The organism is Pristimantibacillus sp. PTI5 (assembly GCF_048572955.1).
Taxonomy (GTDB): Bacteria; Bacillota; Bacilli; order Paenibacillales; family Paenibacillaceae; genus Pristimantibacillus.
In genome coordinates this window covers 1,922,935-1,939,609 of sequence record NZ_CP183886.1, presented here as the reverse complement: position 1 = coordinate 1,939,609, position 16,675 = coordinate 1,922,935, and the positions used below count along the sequence as shown (strand labels likewise).

Annotated in this window: 13 protein-coding genes; 10 read left to right on the top strand and 3 right to left on the bottom strand. The window is 48.6% G+C overall.

Annotation, left to right across the window (positions count from 1 at the left end; all coding sequences use genetic code 11):
• Window positions 1-237: 237 nt before the first annotated feature.
• Together ACN6MW_RS08610 and htpG are read left to right on the top strand one after the other, a co-directional pair.
• On the top strand, window positions 238-708 hold the full coding sequence (locus ACN6MW_RS08610; protein ID WP_419875100.1) for a hypothetical protein: 471 nt from the start codon (window positions 238-240) through the stop codon (window positions 706-708).
• Window positions 709-941: 233 nt separating this feature from the next.
• Entirely contained in the window at window positions 942-2,822 is a 1,881-nt protein-coding gene (htpG, locus tag ACN6MW_RS08605) for a molecular chaperone HtpG (RefSeq protein WP_419875099.1), read from the top strand.
• A gap of 62 nt (window positions 2,823-2,884) precedes the next feature.
• On the opposite strand, the gene ACN6MW_RS08600 is transcribed toward htpG, so the two are convergent.
• From ACN6MW_RS08600 to ACN6MW_RS08590, 3 genes are all read right to left on the bottom strand, one after another.
• The gene (locus ACN6MW_RS08600; protein WP_419875098.1) at window positions 2,885-4,429 is read right to left on the bottom strand and encodes a diguanylate cyclase domain-containing protein; all 1,545 of its coding nucleotides are present in this window, start codon (window positions 4,427-4,429) and stop codon (window positions 2,885-2,887) included.
• Between the two features lie 249 nt (window positions 4,430-4,678).
• Entirely contained in the window at window positions 4,679-6,307 is a 1,629-nt protein-coding gene (locus ACN6MW_RS08595; protein WP_419875097.1) for a response regulator transcription factor, read from the bottom strand.
• The gene (locus tag ACN6MW_RS08590; protein ID WP_419875096.1) at window positions 6,297-8,117 is read right to left on the bottom strand and encodes a sensor histidine kinase; all 1,821 of its coding nucleotides are present in this window, start codon (window positions 8,115-8,117) and stop codon (window positions 6,297-6,299) included. Before ACN6MW_RS08590 ends, ACN6MW_RS08595 begins: the two co-directional genes overlap by 11 nt.
• A 195-nt stretch (window positions 8,118-8,312) precedes the next feature.
• Between ACN6MW_RS08590 and ACN6MW_RS08585 the strand changes: the two genes are divergently transcribed.
• The 8 genes from ACN6MW_RS08585 to ACN6MW_RS08550 all read left to right on the top strand — a co-directional run bounded on the left by ACN6MW_RS08585 (window position 8,313) and on the right by ACN6MW_RS08550 (window position 16,583).
• On the top strand, window positions 8,313-9,677 hold the full coding sequence (locus tag ACN6MW_RS08585) for an ABC transporter substrate-binding protein (RefSeq protein WP_419875095.1): 1,365 nt from the start codon (window positions 8,313-8,315) through the stop codon (window positions 9,675-9,677).
• 80 nt (window positions 9,678-9,757) lie between these two features.
• Window positions 9,758-10,642, top strand: a complete 885-nt coding sequence (locus tag ACN6MW_RS08580) for a carbohydrate ABC transporter permease (protein WP_419875094.1) — start codon at window positions 9,758-9,760, stop codon at window positions 10,640-10,642.
• Between the two features lie 60 nt (window positions 10,643-10,702).
• Complete coding sequence (locus tag ACN6MW_RS08575; RefSeq protein ID WP_419875093.1) at window positions 10,703-11,587, top strand: carbohydrate ABC transporter permease; 885 nt, start codon at window positions 10,703-10,705, stop codon at window positions 11,585-11,587.
• 63 nt (window positions 11,588-11,650) lie between these two features.
• Window positions 11,651-12,577, top strand: coding sequence for an ABC transporter permease (locus ACN6MW_RS08570; RefSeq protein WP_419876305.1), 927 nt, complete (start codon window positions 11,651-11,653; stop codon window positions 12,575-12,577).
• A 43-nt stretch (window positions 12,578-12,620) separates the two neighbouring features.
• Window positions 12,621-13,523, top strand: a complete 903-nt coding sequence (locus ACN6MW_RS08565; protein ID WP_419875092.1) for a carbohydrate ABC transporter permease — start codon at window positions 12,621-12,623, stop codon at window positions 13,521-13,523.
• Window positions 13,524-13,595: 72 nt separating this feature from the next.
• Window positions 13,596-15,257, top strand: coding sequence for an extracellular solute-binding protein (locus ACN6MW_RS08560; protein ID WP_419875091.1), 1,662 nt, complete (start codon window positions 13,596-13,598; stop codon window positions 15,255-15,257).
• 347 nt (window positions 15,258-15,604) lie between these two features.
• The gene (locus tag ACN6MW_RS08555) at window positions 15,605-16,021 is read left to right on the top strand and encodes a disulfide oxidoreductase (RefSeq protein ID WP_419875090.1); all 417 of its coding nucleotides are present in this window, start codon (window positions 15,605-15,607) and stop codon (window positions 16,019-16,021) included.
• A 97-nt stretch (window positions 16,022-16,118) separates the two neighbouring features.
• The gene (locus tag ACN6MW_RS08550; protein WP_419875089.1) at window positions 16,119-16,583 is read left to right on the top strand and encodes an MEKHLA domain-containing protein; all 465 of its coding nucleotides are present in this window, start codon (window positions 16,119-16,121) and stop codon (window positions 16,581-16,583) included.
• Window positions 16,584-16,675: the final 92 nt, after the last annotated feature.

The window sequence follows — 16,675 nt, the reverse complement described above, 5'->3', positions numbered from 1 at the left end:
TCTTTAGTGTAGACTTCCGCTAATACAGAAAGTACTCCGAAACCTTACATAAACTCCGCAAGTAGGAGCTACATTGCAGAAAGTACAACAGAAACCTTGCTAAACCCCGATCAAAGTAGCTACGCTGCAGAAAATACAACGTAAACCGCCACTAACCAGCTAATTTGTTTGAAACCCAAGATTTTGCTGCGCAAACTACACTGTAGCGCAAGACAGCGGCTTAGAAAGCTGATTACATTGCACAAACTGCAGTGTAGCGAGGGAGAAGCGCCCTATCTGGGCTACCGCGTGAATATCTTCTCCGTTTGGGGACCGGACAGAGAGGCATGCAAGCGTTTATATGCGAAGCTGGGAGATCCCCAAAACGTCGAATTGGATCTTGCGCTCTACCATCACGAAGACCTGTTGGAAAAGCTGAAATCCTATACGCTGACCATTAACTTCAAGCTGCACGCCAGCTGCCTTTCTGCCGCTGCGAGCGTTCCCTTTATCAGCCTTGGCTATCGTTTCAAATGCATTGACTTCGGGTTATCTGCCGGTCTGTCCGATTATGTGCTCTCAACGGGTGATCCCAAGCTTAGGGCCGAAATACTCGATAGGGTGGTTAAAATTGAAAAAGAAGCGAATACGATCCGAGAAAAATTTTATACGCACCAAAATCGTTACCGCGAGCTGCTGAAAAAACCGTTTTACGAGGAGTTGCTTTAAGTATGGAATGGGGCTGCCTAAAGGTGAAGAACCTGCGGGCAGCTTCTTTTTATGGATTTTTAAGGAAGCGGGTTGACATCGAAAAATAGTTTATGTTATATACAAAGAGGGATTAGCACTCAGAGAGTTTGAGTGCTAATATATAGGGTGACGGTTTAACAAAGCTAGGCCAAGCCATCCTGTCACATATCCATAATGATTTTATAATCGACGAATGGAAAGGGGATCTATCTATGTCCAAAAAACAGTTCAAAGCAGAATCGAAACGATTGCTGGAAATGATGATTAATTCCATTTATACGCAGCGCGAAATCTTCCTGAGAGAGCTGATCTCCAATGCGAGCGACGCTATCGACAAGCTCTATTACAAAGCCTTAACCGATGAGCAGTTGGTGTTCAACAAAGAGGACTATTACGTCAAAGTGGTGGCTGACAAGGCGAACCGCACGCTGACGATTACAGATACAGGCATCGGGATGTCGAAGGAAGAGCTTGAGAATAACCTTGGCGTAATCGCGAAGAGCGGTTCCTTTGCTTTCAAGAATGAAAACGAGCTGAAGGACGGCCATAATATTATCGGTCAGTTCGGCGTAGGCTTCTATTCCGCGTTCATGGTGGCGGACGTCGTTACCGTAACAACGAAGGCTTTCGGCAGCGACGAAGCTTTCAAATGGGAGTCGACGGGCGCGGACGGCTATACGGTCGAGCCGGCGGAGAAGGCTTCGCCAGGTACCGAAATCGTGCTGAACATCAAGGAAAACACCGAGGATGACCAATACGATGAGTATTTGGAAGAATATCGCCTAAAATCGATCATCAAAAAATATTCCGATTTTATCCGTTATCCGATCAAGATGGACGTGAAGGGACAGCGTCCGAAGGCAGACAGCGAGAACGAATTCGAGGAATACCAGGAAGAGCAAACCGTCAACAGCATGGTGCCGATCTGGCGCAAAAACAAAAATGAGCTTACGCAGGAGGACTACGACCAGTTCTACTTCGAGAAGCGTTACGGCTTCGATAAACCGATCAAGCATCTGCATATTAGCGCGGACGGCGCAGTCGTTTACAATGCGATCTTGTATATTCCGGAGAACACGCCTTTCGACTACTATACGAAGGAGTACGAGAAAGGGCTGGAGCTTTATTCGAATGGCGTGCTGATTATGGATAAATGCTCGGACCTGCTCCCGGATTATTTCAGCTTCGTTAAAGGGATGGTTGATTCCGAGGATCTGTCGCTCAATATCTCACGTGAGATGCTGCAGCATGACCGCCAGCTGAAGCTGATCGCCAAAAACATCAACAGCAAAATCAAAAGCGCGCTGCTTGGCATCCTGAAGGATGACCGCGAGAAATACGAGACCTTCTACAAAGGCTTCGGAAGACAGCTGAAGTTCGGCGTATACAACGACTACGGCATGAATAAAGAAGTGCTGCAGGATCTGCTGCTGTTCCACTCCTCCAAAGAGAAGAAGCTGGTTACGCTTGACGAGTACGTGTCGAGAATGAGCGAGGACCAGAAGTATATCTACTACGCTTCAGGCGAGTCGATCGAGAGAATCGAGCGATTGCCGCAGACGGAGATGGTTTCCGACAAAGGCTACGAAATCCTTTATTTCACGGATGACATTGATGAATTCGCGATCAAGGTTGTGGCGAAGTACAAGGATAAGGAATTCAAGTCGGTATCCAGCGGCGATCTAGGCATCGAAGCCGACGAGAAGGATAAGGAAACGGCGGAGGAGCAGGAGCAGCATAAAGAGCTCTTTGAGCAAATGAAAGAAATCCTGCAGGATAAAGTAAAGGCCGTTAAAGCGTCAAAACGCCTTAAATCGCATCCGGTGTGCTTGTCCACCGAGGGCGAGGTTACGATCGAGATGGAAAAAATATTGAAGGCGATGCCGAACAGCCAAGACGTGAAAGCGGACAAGGTGCTGGAAATCAACGTGAACCATGAAATTTTCGCTGCGCTCAAGGATGCCCATGGCACAGACCAAGCGAAGCTCAGCCTTTATACAAGCTTGCTCTACAACCAGGCGCTGCTCATCGAGGGCTTGCCGATTCAAGATCCGGTTTCGTTCACGAATGATATCTGTAAAGTAATGGTGTAATGCAAGGAATAAGCGTAAACAAAACAACCTGTACGGCTCTATGCCCGTGCAGGTTGTTTTGTTTACAGCGCTAACGTATGATCTGATTTTTTGGTATCGCGGCCATAAAGACTATAGGTGTTTTTACCGCTGCGTTTGGCATGGTAAAGAGCCTGGTCTGCGCAGGTATAAAGCCGTTCAGAGTCCTCGGCGTGCTCAGGCGAAATTGCAATTCCAATGGAGGCCGTAATACACAAGCTTTTTACGACATCAATTCCTTGAATTTCGCAAGGCCGTTTCAGCTCATCAATAATATGGCTGGCGGTATCCAAAGCTTCCTGTGTATTTTCGATAGGGTTCAGAATCACGACGAACTCATCGCCGCCTAAGCGTGCTGCCACGGCATTTGGACTCGTGACCGCAGAGCGGATTCTTTTCCCAACCTCCTTTAGAAAGATATCGCCGGCATCATGCCCAAGGGTGTCATTGACCAATTTGAAATGATCCAGATCGATGTGAAGCAGCGCTGTTTTTCTCTGTTTCTTCTTGTTCTTCTCGATACTCGCGATAAGAGAGCTTTCAAAAGCCGCTCGATTGGATAGTCCCGTCAGCAAATCATGGGAAGCTAAGTACATGGGTCTTGCTACCAGCCGAGTGATGATGTAAGAAATGATGAGCGCTATGGCGATGGTTGCTAAAAGCTGAAGCAGGAATACCTGCTTGTTTTGATTCAATTGGTTTTGCAATTCCTGTTCATTGTAAACGATTTCAATAATGCGTTGATCAGTAAAACGGGTCGCCGCGTCGTCATATTCGATAGAATAGGGCACATAGCGATAGGTAACCGGGTAACCGTCCCGTACTCCGGAAATTTCCTGAACTTTGTTTTCGTTGAATGCTCTGCTAAAGGCAGGCATATTTTCACTCGATACGACGAGGGATCTTCCGTCTTCGCCCATTTTCCCGATCGATTTGCCCGTTGTCGTAAACACGGTAATGTCGTTAATATAACTGTATTTTTGAATGAGGCTGCTGCTAATATCGAGAAAATTAAAGCTTTGGAAGATTGGATTGCTTTCCAGATAAACGCCAAGCTCGATTAAATATTTATGATCGGGGGTTGGGACATAGCTGTATTTTCTAATTTTCCCCGTATTCGTTTCTTGATCGAGCCCGTCTGCTACGAATTGATCCCCTTGCAGCCTCTCCTCCAGAAGCTTGGAAAATGAGCCCTCGCCTTTAAAGCTCAGTCCGATATCCATAACAAAGCTGCTGTATACAATGGTATGCGTCGTATCAATGATGTAGATATCCATGCCGTCTGCTTCTTTTTTCAGCTCTTGGTAGTCCCAGGAAGCCAAATCAGGATTGCCTTGATATTTTTGAAGCAGCGCATTGGAGTTGGTTTTCATTTTTTTCTCAATGTCTTGATCAAAAATTTGGAATGCCTTGTCTGCAGCCGAGACGGCGGAAACGACCGTATCTTCTACCAAAGCGGATTCTCGTTTATAGCCCGTTATCAAGTTATCTTTTAAACGATGCTGGTCGACCAGCGACACACTGAGCGTCAATAAAATACTGAAAATGCCCATAATGGTCATTAGTTTAGATTTGAAACGAAACGGCATGGCATAACCCCCTTGAAGCTGTAAAATTGCTAGGCCTAATGACCTAATCTATTTATCGGCTTACAAGTCTGTTTCATTAACAAATTATGAGAAATTGTAAAAAAAGGGCTAAATCGCAAGGTATAGAACCTTGAGACAGCCCGTTTTTCAAAATATAAGAAAGTATAAATTTGAACCTTATACGATGCTTATATTTCACCGCGAAACGAGCTTTTGCCGCCAAGGACGGCGTCAGCCGTTTACGCTTGTTCATTCCGCATTGTAATTTTTCTGATACTGGCGCGGCGTCAGCCCCGTCCATTTCTTGAAGGTCGAGCTGAAGTGGCGCTCCTCCTGGTAGCCGACCAGCTTGGATACGGCGTAAATTTTATAGCTTTGACGCAGCAGCTCCTTGGATTGCTCTACGCGGTATTGGTGCAGGTAATCCAAGAAATTAACGCCAAGCTCCTGCTTGAAGAGCGAGCTGAGATAAGAATTGCTGACGAAGGTTTCTTTGGCCGCAAGCTCGAGCGTGAGATTGGTATTATATCTTTGTTTGATAAGCTCGATCGTAGCGTGAACCGTGCGATGAAGCGACTTCTGGTTCGACACCGCCTCGACGATGCTTTGCACGATTTTTTGCAATACGACGGAGCAGTCGTCAAGCGTCTCCATATTAGGGATTTGCTCCATCCAGTTTACGAAGCTGTCCTGCCATTCAATAGAGGCGACCTTGCGTTCCTTGGCGAACTTCTGCAATTCGAGGATCAAGCTTGTTGAACGCAAATGGACCTCGGCCTTCGTATAGCTGGAATTGCTCCGGATATGGGACATGCTCGCTTCAATGGCATCGACTGTCTGCTCATACTGTTCATTTTGCAGCGAAACGAGTAATTCCTTCTCCATGCGATGAAGGAAAGGATCATCCAGAATGGAGGTTTTCGAGGTTTGTTGTTTGTCTGCCCCCGCATAAAAGAAAATGCCGCCCCGTCCTTGATAGAATCGTCCTTCCATCGCCTCAAGCGCTTCTTGATAGCCGATATGGGCAAAATCGACGGAGGCTTGGGCTGCGCTGATCGATATGCTGATGGATAGCTTTAAATAGGATTCCAGATTGCTCTGCAGCAGCTTCATCGCGCTCCCGATCGCCTCGAGCGTGGCATGGTCCGGTACATTGCCGACCCACAGCATTTCGTCGCCGTGACGGAATACTTCAAGGTTCCCATCATATAGAGGGCGAAGCGTCTCGCCCGTAATATTTAGCAGCGCGTAGCGGATGAGCTCTAAATCCCGTTTGGAGGCTGCCGCGTTAGGCCCCTTGCTTGCATCGATCCGAATAATCCCAACCTGGATTTTCCCGGACTGGAGGGCCATCTCGACCTCGTTCATAACGCTTAAGCGGTTTTCAAGCGGCATTAAAGGCTGCTGAATCCACTGGGACAATATTTGATTTTTCAGCAGATGGATATTGCGGTTCCAGCTTTGGTTCAGAGCATTCACCGCTTTATCCTCATTCTCGGAGGCCTCGATTTTTTGCTTCAATTCCAAAATAACGCGTACGATATCATGCGGCATGCATGGCTTCAAGAGATAATCCGATACGCCGAGCTTGATGGCTTCCTTCGCATATTCGAACTCGTCATAGCCGGTAAGCAGCACGGAGCGGAAATCATGCCCTGCGGCTTTGGCTTCCCTAATCAAATCAAGGCCGTTTAGGTGGGGCATGCGGATATCGGTCAGCAGCAAATCCGGCGGGTTATTATGGATCATTTCCAAAGCCTGACGGCCGTTCTCTGCTTCGCCGGCAATTTCTATGTCATAAAGCTTCCAATCGACAAGGGTAAGAATACCTTCCCGGAACGATTGCTCATCCTCTGCAATGATCATTTTAAGCGCCATTTGATGTGCCCCCTTGTTTGATTCGTATTTGGACTCTTGTGCCCAGGCCCTCCCGGCTTACGATCTCGAATTCCGCATGCTCATAAAATAAAGCGAGTCTCTCTTTAATATTGGAGAGCGCCATCCCCGAGTGCGGCCCGTTCGTCTGCAAAGCCTGCATCGACTCATCCATCGGCGCTTGATTTAAACGCTGGACCTGGGCCTCCGGCATGCCGGGACCGTTATCCGATACCTCAAAAATAATAAGCGAATCTTCTTTGTAGGCTCTTACGTGAATGTGCCCATTGCCGCCTGAAGGCTCAATCGCATGAATAATGGCATTTTCGACAAGAGGCTGCAGGAGCAGCTTAGGCATGCGGAAATGCTGGATGGACGGCTCCAAGTCAATCTCGAAATTGAAACGGGAAGTGAAGCGCTTCTTTTGCAAAAACAAATAATTCCGCACCAGCTCCATTTCATGCTCGAGCGCTACCAGGTCATTGCCGCTGTTGAGGCTTAAACGGAATACCTGCGAGAGCGAAACGACCATTTCGGATATTTCCTTATCGCCCTTCTGAACGGCGCTCCAATTGATCATGTTCAAGGTGTTATAGAGGAAATGAGGATTAATTTGCGATTGCAGCGCCTTAAGCTCCGCTTCCTTCTGCTTCAGCCTCGAGGCATAAACGTCATCGATTAATGTCTTAATTCGTCCAACCATCGTATTATACAAATGTCCAAGCCTGCCAATCTCATCGTTGCCGTTGAAGTGGACCCGCTGCGTAAAATCTCCCGTTTGAAGCGCCCTCATCGAAAACATCAGCTTCTTCATCGGATTCGTAATAATGCGGGCGATGACCCAAGAGACGATGATCGTAATCAGTGTTACGACAGCCATAATGGAGAACGTGACAGAGCCGATATGCTTCAGCTCAAGCACCAGCTTGCTGCGATCCTGAATAACGACGGTATGCCAGCCGGTAATATCCGAAATCGAATCGGAGACGATATACTTTTTGTTTTTCTTTAATACGGCTAATCCGAGTTCAGGATGAATCGTCGTCGTATCCTCCTGGTTGAAAAAGGGCAGCAGCGTGATGGGCTTGCCGATCCACTGCATATCCGTTGCGGCGAGGACGATGCCCTGATCATTCAAAATGAACTGTGCAGCCTCCTCATTGCCATGGTACAAGCTTTTGCTCAGCTTATCCGCATCCATTCCGATGACAAGGAGACCGCTGCGCGCATAGTTATAATAGTTTTTGTAGGGCTTGATTAAGACGATTTTATGATGGTAGTCACCGGGCAAAATATAATCCGAGGGATAAAACATATCCCAGATTTGCCCGGAGGGCGTCTCCGACAATCGTTCGTAATAGCGGGTTTTGGAAAAGCCCTCAAAGCTGATAGCGCTTGCAATACCGGTTTGCGTAATGGCAAACGGCTGCCCCGATACATCCTCCTTCGAGGTCGGATAAAGGATGAGCGATTGAATGAATTCACCGGTAACCATGAGCGGCAGCAGATTTTTGAAAACCTGATCACGGCGCTGTGGCGTATCCCCGTTTATAACCATGCCTTGAACCGTCGGATTCAGAAACAAATAATTGGAGAAACTCAATGTGCTCTTGGCAAAATAGTCCAGCTGGTCCTTCGTCTTGATCGCCATATTCAATTGGGATTGGCGAAGCTTATCCACGACCTCCCCGGAGGCAATAAAATACGAATATAACCCGGTAATGCCTACGGTAACAATGAGGAGGGGAATCACTAAGGTAAGTAATTTTCGCTGCAGCGTAATATGTCGAAATGGAGGAAAAAGAGCCCTCATGCCAATCCCCTTTTGCCATTCAAATTTGTGCTTTCAGTATACCAAGAAATAAATCCAGGCAGGGGGTTTTTGCACATGATCCAAAAAATGAGGCATCTATTCTAAATTATGGCTCATATTTTGGCACCTAAGTTACACGTTATAATGGGTGCAGAACAGGGAACGCCTGGTCAACTAAATAAAGGTGGGGTAGCGATGAAAAAGATATGGATTACGCTCGTAGCGGTGCTCATGGTTTTCACTGTGGCAGCATGCAGCTCCGGCAATAACGGCGCGAATGGGAATAAGGGCACGGCGCCAAGCCCGGACAATGAAGTGAAGGAAACGGCAGCCGCGAATGAAGGCAAGGATGCCGAACCGGTTACGCTTAAGTTTTTTACGGCCCTGGCCGATCGCTCTAACGGAGCGGGTAAAATCGAGCAAGCCATCATCGATAGCTATATGGCAGAAAACCCGAATGTGAAGATTGAAGTCGAAGCGCTGCAAGATGAGCCTTATAAAGCAAAAATCAAGGTTTACGCATCGACCGATGCGTTGCCTGACATTATTCAAGCATGGGGACAGACCTCCTTCATCAAGCCGCTTATCGATAACAACATGCTGCTTGAGCTGAACGAGTCCGAGTTCGAGAGCAGCAACTTCGTGCCGGGCGCGAAGGATGGATTCTCGCAGGACGGCAAGCTGTACGGCTTGCCGCGCGGTACCGATTTCTTGGTTATCTACTATAACAAGAAACTGTTTGACGATAATGGCCTGACGGTGCCGACAACAACGGCAGAGCTGCTTGAGGTATCGAAGCAGCTAAGGGCAAAAGGCATTAACCCGATGGCTACGAACGCCATGGAAGGCTGGTCGCTGCCGATCTGGTTCGAATATGCGGCACAGCGCCATACAGGCGATTTCAACAAAATGGATGCGGTATTGAAGGGCGAAGGCAAATTCTCCGGCGATGCGGACTTCCTCGCGGCGGCGCAGGATATTACGGCTTTGGCAGATAACAAAGGACTGGCAGACGGCTTCATGACAGCGGACTACGGCACATCCCGCAACCTGTTCGGCCAAGGCCAAGCGGCAATGTATGTGATGGGCAACTGGGAAGCCGGCCTGGCAACAGACGAGAATTTCCCGGAGGAGTTCCGCAATAACGTAGGCGCAATCTCGTATCCGGCGTCCGATAAAGGCAAAGCCACAGACGTAGCGGCATGGTACGGCGGCGGATATTCCGTATCCAAAAATTCGAAGCATCCGGAAGAAGCGGTAGCCTTCCTGAAATATTTCTTCGCGCCTGAGAACTGGGCGAAGCAGGTCTGGGAAACAGGCTCCGGTACGCCGGCGCAAAAGTTTGATCAATTTTTGACGGGCAACGAGACGGCTCTGCAAAAACAATTGGTTGATATTTTCAGCGCCATGACTTCTTCCAGCGGGACACCGGTCCATGATAATGGCACGGATGAATTCAAAACAAAGGTGATGGAAGCTCATCAGAAGCTGTTCGGCAAGCAAATTACGCCGGAGCAATTTTTGACGGAGATGGATGCGGCAGTCGCTGTACTGAAGTAATAGATGAACCTGATAGCGGCGGAGACAGATGAAACCAATTCAACTGCCTCCACTACTAGGGATAGAGAGCGGGGAGAACCATGCACAAACTGATGAGCAATCGCATCACCATTTTTTGGCTAGTCGCACCGGGGTTTATGCTGTTTCTCTTCATGGTTTGTTTTCCGATTGTGATGAGTGCTTATTACGGTACGACGAATTGGACGGGAATCGGTGCATACGAGTTCGTTGGGCTCGAGAATTACATGAACATTTTGTTCCATGACAGCGTTTTTTGGCGGTCTCTGTTAAATGCCCTGCTGCTGCTGGCAGCCACGCTTCTGATTCAACATCCGATTGCGCTGCTTTTCGCGATATTCGTGACACATGCAGGAAAGCTTGAGAAATGGTTCAGGGCCATCTTTTTTATACCGGCTGTAATTTCAATCGTCGTAACATCGAAAATGTGGGTAAGCGTATTTCATCCGAATTTCGGGATGTTAAATAAATTGCTCGAGGGCGCCGGCTTAAGCGCTTGGAAGCAGGATTGGCTAGGCGATTCGCATATTGCGATCTGGTGCATCATTGTCGTCGTCATGTGGCAGGGCTTTGGTTACGCGCTGCTCCTCTATTATGCGGGGCTGCAGGGCATACCGAAGGATTTGTATGAAGCGGCCGAGCTCGATGGGGCAGGCAGAGTGAAGCTTTATACGCGAGTCATCATTCCGCTCCTCTCGCCGATGGTTCGGGTAGCGGTTGTCATAGCGGTTACCGCTTGTCTGAAGCAGATGGAGACCGTATTTCTCATGACGAACGGCGGACCCGCCAATACGACGCAGTTTATAGGGAACTACCTGTACAAAACGGCGTTTTCTTCGTCGCTTTACGGCTATGGGAACGCGATTTCCGTTGTGTTCGTTATCATCTGCCTTGTTATAACGATGGCGATGAACAAGGCGTTCAAAAAAGATGTCGGCGAGTTTTAAGCTGGAAAGACATCGCGAATGAGTCATTTCATGACATGAATTTCTTTAGGAGGCATGCCAGTGGAGGCCCTTGCAGCTAAGACCAACCGGGAGGCAAATAACGGCAAGAAGAAGGATGCCGCCTCGCCCGCTTTAAAAGTCATTCTTCACATCATCCTGTGGGGAGTGGCGCTGCTACAAATTTTCCCGCTTGTTTGGCTCGTTAATTATTCCTTTCTGAAGAGCGGAGATTTCTTCGGGAGCGGGATTTTGAAATGGCCTAAATCATTTGAATGGAATAACTATGTGAATGCTTTCACATATGGAAGCGTTCCGCGCTTTCTTTTGAACAGCGTGTTTATAACGACCGTAACGATCTTGGCGGCTGCCTTTCTGGCGCTGATGCTTAGCTACGCTTTTACGAGGATGGAATGGAAGCTGCGCGGTCCTGCGATGGCCTTTATTATGCTGGGGATGATCGTGCCGATCCACGCGACCCTGCTGCCGAATTTTATTCTGTTCGATAAGCTGAATCTGATCGATAATCCGTTGTCGCTGATACTGCCGTACATTGCTTTTTCCTTGCCGATCAGCCTGCTTATTATATCGGGCTTTCTCGAGACGATCCCGAGGAGCATTGAAGAATCCGCGGTCATGGACGGCTGTTCTGTCTTTGGCGTGATTTTTCGCATCATCATGCCGATTACGAAACCCGCGATTGCGACGGTATGCATAATGAACTTCATAAGCTGGTGGAATGAATTCATTATGGCGAATACGTTTCTGACCTCGGAAACCTTCAAAACGCTGCCGTTCTCCATCATGAAGTTTACGGGGCAATATTCATCCAATTATGGCGCGCAGTTTGCGGTAATGACGATGATCGCGCTGCCGACAGTCATCATTTATTTGCTCTTCACCGAGCAGATGTCACGCGGGATTACCGCGGGAGCAGTGAAAGGTTAGGCCAGGCCAGTAAAGGGAGGCGGAGGTAGCGTGCAAACACCGGTTACAGCGAAAACAGCGATAATGATCGCGCGCAGAGAAAAACCGCTATGGCGGCGGTTTTTGTCGCAGTGGCAAGTACAGCTCATGATTTTTCCGGCTTTAGTCTTTATTTTGGTCTTTAACTACTTTCCGATGTACGGCGTGCTGATGGCATTCCAGGACTACAGCTTATTTAAAGGTTTTTTTGGCAGCCCATGGGCGGGGTTCAAGCATTTTGAAATGTTTTTTAACTCGCCCGACTTTTACCGCGTTATCCGGAACACGATCGTCATCAGTCTGCTAAAGCTGGTCATTAACTTTCCGGCACCGATTCTGCTTGCGCTCATGCTGAATGAAGTAAGAAATATGGCTTTCAAAAAAATCATCCAAACGATCAGCTATTTGCCCCATTTCTTATCTTGGGTTATCGTATCGGGCTTTACGATCTCCATCTTGTCCGTTGATAACGGCAGCCTGAACATCTCGCTGCAGGCGCTCGGGCTCATCGACAAACCGATAAATTTCTTATCGCTTCCGGAGTATTTCTGGGGAATTATCGTGACCACGAATTTGTGGAAGGAAATCGGATTTGCGACCATCGTCTATTTGGCGGCCATTGCGGGCGTGAACCCGAGCTTATACGAAGCGGCGTCCATCGACGGGGCAAGCAAGTTTAAACAAATTTTTTTGATAACGCTTCCTTCGATTACGCCGGTTATCGTCATTTTCCTCATTCTGAACATTGGCAGCCTCTTAAATGCCGGCTTTGATGATTTGCTGCTGCTCGGCAGGAGCGCGATGCTCCGCGATGTGGCAGAGGTTATCGATACTTACGCCTACCGGATCGGGATTATTAATAATCGCTTTTCTTATGCGGCTGCGGTTGGCTTGTTTAAAGCGATCATTAGCGTGGGCCTGCTGACGATGGCCAATTATTTGGCTAGAAGAGCAGGTACGAGCCTATGGTAGAGCCTATCAAGATAGCCAATATGCAGAAAAGGGGTGAAGCCTAGTGAAGCTGAGCAGCGGCGATAAAGCATTGCACACGGTTATTTATATCCTTCTGGTGCTGCTGGGGCTGGCAACGTTATATCCGTTCTGGAACTCGGCGGTCATTTCCTTTAACGAAGGTTTGGATACGGCCAAAGGCGGGATCACGTTATGGCCGAGAGCCTTTACGCTGGACAATTACAGTATTGTGTTCCAAAACGAGCGGATCGTCGACGCGTTTCTTATCTCTGTTTTTCGGACGATTGCAGGTACCGTGATATCGATTTTCTTCACCGCTATTTTCGCCTACGGCTTGTCCGTTAAGGGCGTTATCGGGAAGAAATTTTATATGATCTTCGCGATTATTACGATGTATTTCAGCGGCGGGCTCATTCCTTTTTATCTGCTGAACCGGGAGCTTGGCCTAATGGATACGTTCTGGGTCATGGTGATTCCGACAGCGGTCAGCGTATGGAACATGATTATCTTCCGCACCTTCTTTATGGGGCTGCCCGACGGGCTGGAGGAATCCGCAAAAATCGACGGGGCAAGCACGTTTGGCATCTTTTTCAAAATCGTGCTTCCTTTATCCGGCCCGGTACTCGCTACGCTGTCCTTGTTCACGGCGGTCTACCACTGGAATGATTGGTTCACTGCCACGATCTTTATTAACGACGCCAAGCTTTATCCGATTCAGACGTTCCTGCAGCAAATTATGAATTCCAACACGATGAGCGAGCAGCTGTCTATCGCTTCTCAGGGCAGCGGTGCCGCTTCGGATGCACTCAGCCGGATGCAGAGCGTAACGAGCAAGTCGTTAACGATGGCGACGATGATGGTGGCGACGATTCCGATCGTTTTGGTTTATCCGTTCGTTCAGCGCTTTTTCGTGAAAGGCGTCATGATCGGTTCCTTAAAGGAGTAATCGCGGTATTCTGCCTCACCGCTTAGGCGAGAGGGTTGAGTATAGATATTAAAAATTGGGAGGCGTACGACTATGAAAGGAAAAAAGCTGCTAACCGCGCTTATGACCGTTGGTCTTGCCGGCACTGTGCTGCTTGCCGGATGCTCGGGCAATAACGGCGGAAACTCTGTTAATGAAGGCAATGCAGGGAACGCAGGCAATACCGGCTCTAATAAAACAGAGAAGAGCGATGGGTTTGTTTTGGGTGAAACACCGGTATCATTTTCTTATTATGTTCATTATGACTGGTGGACCACGGAGCCTTGGGGAGCTAATCCGAACAGCAAATGGGTGCAGGATAACCTGAAGGTCACCGTAGAGCCTATCCAATCCGGCGGCGCGGCTGCGCAAAAGCTGAGCACGATGATCGCTTCCAAGGAGCTTCCCGACGCGATCATGATGGACCGCGGGCCAGAAGTCGAACGTTTGAGAGCAGCGGGAGCGCTGGTTCCCCTTGATGAATATATTGATAAATATCCGAACTTGAAGAAATGGGCGGGCGAAGAAACCTTGAACATGCTGCGCTCAAGCGACGGCAAAATCTATCAGTTCCCGAACTGGTATACGGCCGCTCCGACGGGTAACGGCGGTTGGTTCGTAAATAAGAAAATTTATGCCGAGCTCGGTTCGCCGAAGCTTGAAACAACGGATGATCTGTATGCTTACCTGCAGCAGGTCAAAGCGAAATACCCTGATGTCGTGCCTTTAGAGGTGGGCGGCAACGCTTCGGGCGTAGAGGTAATGTTCCCGAGCTTCCAAGAGGGCGCGGCTGGCGCATTCCATGCGATGAAGGCTTACCCGAACGGCGGCAAATTCGATACGATATACAATAATGAAGCTTGGAAAGAAACGATGCTGTATGCAAGCAAGCTGTTTAGAGAAGGCCTTATGACGCAGGATGCGATGACGCAAAAGGATGATCAAGTAAAAGAGAAGCTGGCAACGGGCAGAGTCGCTGTGTTTGTTGGCGGCAACGCGACGAACATGGGCCGTGAGGGCCATAATGCTTTGAAAGCGCAGGATCCAAATGCGGGCTACGAGTTTATTTGGCCGGTAGCAAAGTCGGGCTTGGATAAAAATAAAGTATATCCAAATGGTTATAACGCGCTTGGCTGGAACGTCAACGTGATTACGACCAGCGCGAAAAATCCGGAAGCGATCTTCGCTTATTTGGATTGGATGACGGGCGAAGAAGGCACGCGGGTGATGTTCTTTGGACCGCAAGGCTTGTATTGGGATGATTTCGATGCGGACGGCGCGCCGATTCCGAACGATAAATGGTTCAGCACTCCGCAGGAGGAGAAAGACAAGGATAAGCTGGAGGCTTACGTATGGGCAGGCAACGCTACATTTGTCGATACGAGCAAGCAGAAGATCGAGCAAACCTTGCCGGAAGAACAGCGCAACTGGGGTTCTTTGGCACAGCTGAACATTGCTTGGAAAACATCGCAAAACATGACACAGTACAACAATATCGATCCGGCTCCAGAGACGGATGAAGGCATTATCAATCAACAGGTAGGCGAGATCGCAAACGAATACTTCGGCAAGATCCTGTTTGCGAAAAGCGACGATGAGGTGCTTAAGCTCATTGAAGAAGCGAAGAAAACAACGACGGATCTTGGCTTCGACAAGGTGAACGAATTCCGTACGGCAAGATGGCAGGAAAACCTGGCCTTGATCAACGGTAAATAAGCTGGTTTCGAAAATAGAAGGGCTGCTCCACGGCGGATTTATTCGCCGCTGGGCAGTCCTTCTTTTTTATACTGCCGGCCCTGGCACGGCACGGCGCCGACGGGATACTGTAAGCACAGGGGTGTGCTTACAGGCAGTAAATCATGGTTAGTTGTCGCTGTAAGCGCATATATGAGCTTAAACAGAAAGAGAGCTTACTCCAACGCCGAAAGTCGTACCCGTATTAGGACGGATGATAAAGTAAATGCAATAGCCCTTTCGAGTCATGCCTTCCTCCTTCCTTTGAGCCAAAATAAACTTATGCATGAACGCTGGAGGAAGGCGAGGAGAACATTCTGGATGAACAATTGAATAAGAAGAAATCGAATTGGCTGTTTCTTGCTTGGGCAGCGGCTGTCCTGGCGACAGCAGGCAGCTTGTATCTGAGCGAGGTGATGCATTTTGCGCCATGCAGCCTTTGTTGGTTTCAACGCATTTTCATGTATCCGCTGGCGATTCTGCTTGGCATAGCGTATGCGAAGGGGGATACGGGCATCGTTTCCTATGCTCTTCCGCTTGTTGTAATAGGGGGAGGCTTCTCGCTCTATCATACGGTATTGCAAAAGCTGCCGCATGATTCGCCGCTTGCGGCCTGCGGCCCGGTCTCCTGTCAGGGCGATTACTTAAATTGGTTTGGTTTTATAACGATTCCGATGCTTGCGCTTGCTGCCTTTTTGATTATCCTGACGGCGCTGCTTCGCTTGCGGAAGCTAAACCAAGCCTAACGGAGCTGTAAGCATAAGCTGGGACAACAAGAAGTAGACATGCGCGGCTCCCCGTGATATATAAATGGAAGCGAACAAAACGGGGAGGAACATCAGGATGCAAATACCGCTGACCGGCGTTGGAGCAACGGAGGAGCATGCCAAGCTGCTGGTGGACAGCTTCAAGAAATGGACAGGCAAGGAGCTTCTGGCGCTTGTGCCGGGCGAGAGTCTGAGAGATCAACTATTTCAAGCGCCGATCGTCATTTTGTCACATGGAACGCAGACCGATCCAGTACTGAATTACGGCAATCGGCGCGGACTTGAGCTTTGGGAAATGGATGGGGAGACGTTCACGCATACTCCTTCGAGGCTTACGGCAGAGCCTATGGAACGGCAGGAGCGGGACCGTTTCTTTGAAGCGGTAACGGCGAACGGTTATGTCGACAATTACACGGGCATCCGTATTTCAAGTACGGGACGAAGGTTCTATATCCTGAAAGCGACGGTTTGGAATTTGGTCGATGAGGACGGTGCGTACAAGGGACAAGCGGCTGCCTTTTCGGAGTATCGGTATTTATAAGTCTATGCATATGAACGAATCGAAAAACAGTTCTCTAGTAGATCCGTCTACAAGGGAGCTGTTTTTTTCCTGCATAAAAGTTAGGTATAATA

Excerpts from the sequence above, each read along its gene's own strand:
- htpG (WP_419875099.1), top strand. The coding sequence starts at position 942 with ATGTCCAAAAAACAGTTCAAAGCAGAATCGAAACGATTGCTGGAAATG.
- ACN6MW_RS08600 (WP_419875098.1), bottom strand. The coding sequence starts at position 4,429 with ATGCCGTTTCGTTTCAAATCTAAACTAATGACCATTATGGGCATTTTC.
- ACN6MW_RS08595 (WP_419875097.1), bottom strand. The coding sequence starts at position 6,307 with ATGGCGCTTAAAATGATCATTGCAGAGGATGAGCAATCGTTCCGGGAA.
- ACN6MW_RS08590 (WP_419875096.1), bottom strand. The coding sequence starts at position 8,117 with ATGAGGGCTCTTTTTCCTCCATTTCGACATATTACGCTGCAGCGAAAA.
- ACN6MW_RS08585 (WP_419875095.1), top strand. The coding sequence starts at position 8,313 with ATGAAAAAGATATGGATTACGCTCGTAGCGGTGCTCATGGTTTTCACT.
- ACN6MW_RS08580 (WP_419875094.1), top strand. The coding sequence starts at position 9,758 with ATGCACAAACTGATGAGCAATCGCATCACCATTTTTTGGCTAGTCGCA.
- ACN6MW_RS08570 (WP_419876305.1), top strand. The coding sequence starts at position 11,651 with ATGATCGCGCGCAGAGAAAAACCGCTATGGCGGCGGTTTTTGTCGCAG.
- ACN6MW_RS08560 (WP_419875091.1), top strand. The coding sequence starts at position 13,596 with ATGAAAGGAAAAAAGCTGCTAACCGCGCTTATGACCGTTGGTCTTGCC.
- ACN6MW_RS08550 (WP_419875089.1), top strand. The coding sequence starts at position 16,119 with ATGCAAATACCGCTGACCGGCGTTGGAGCAACGGAGGAGCATGCCAAG.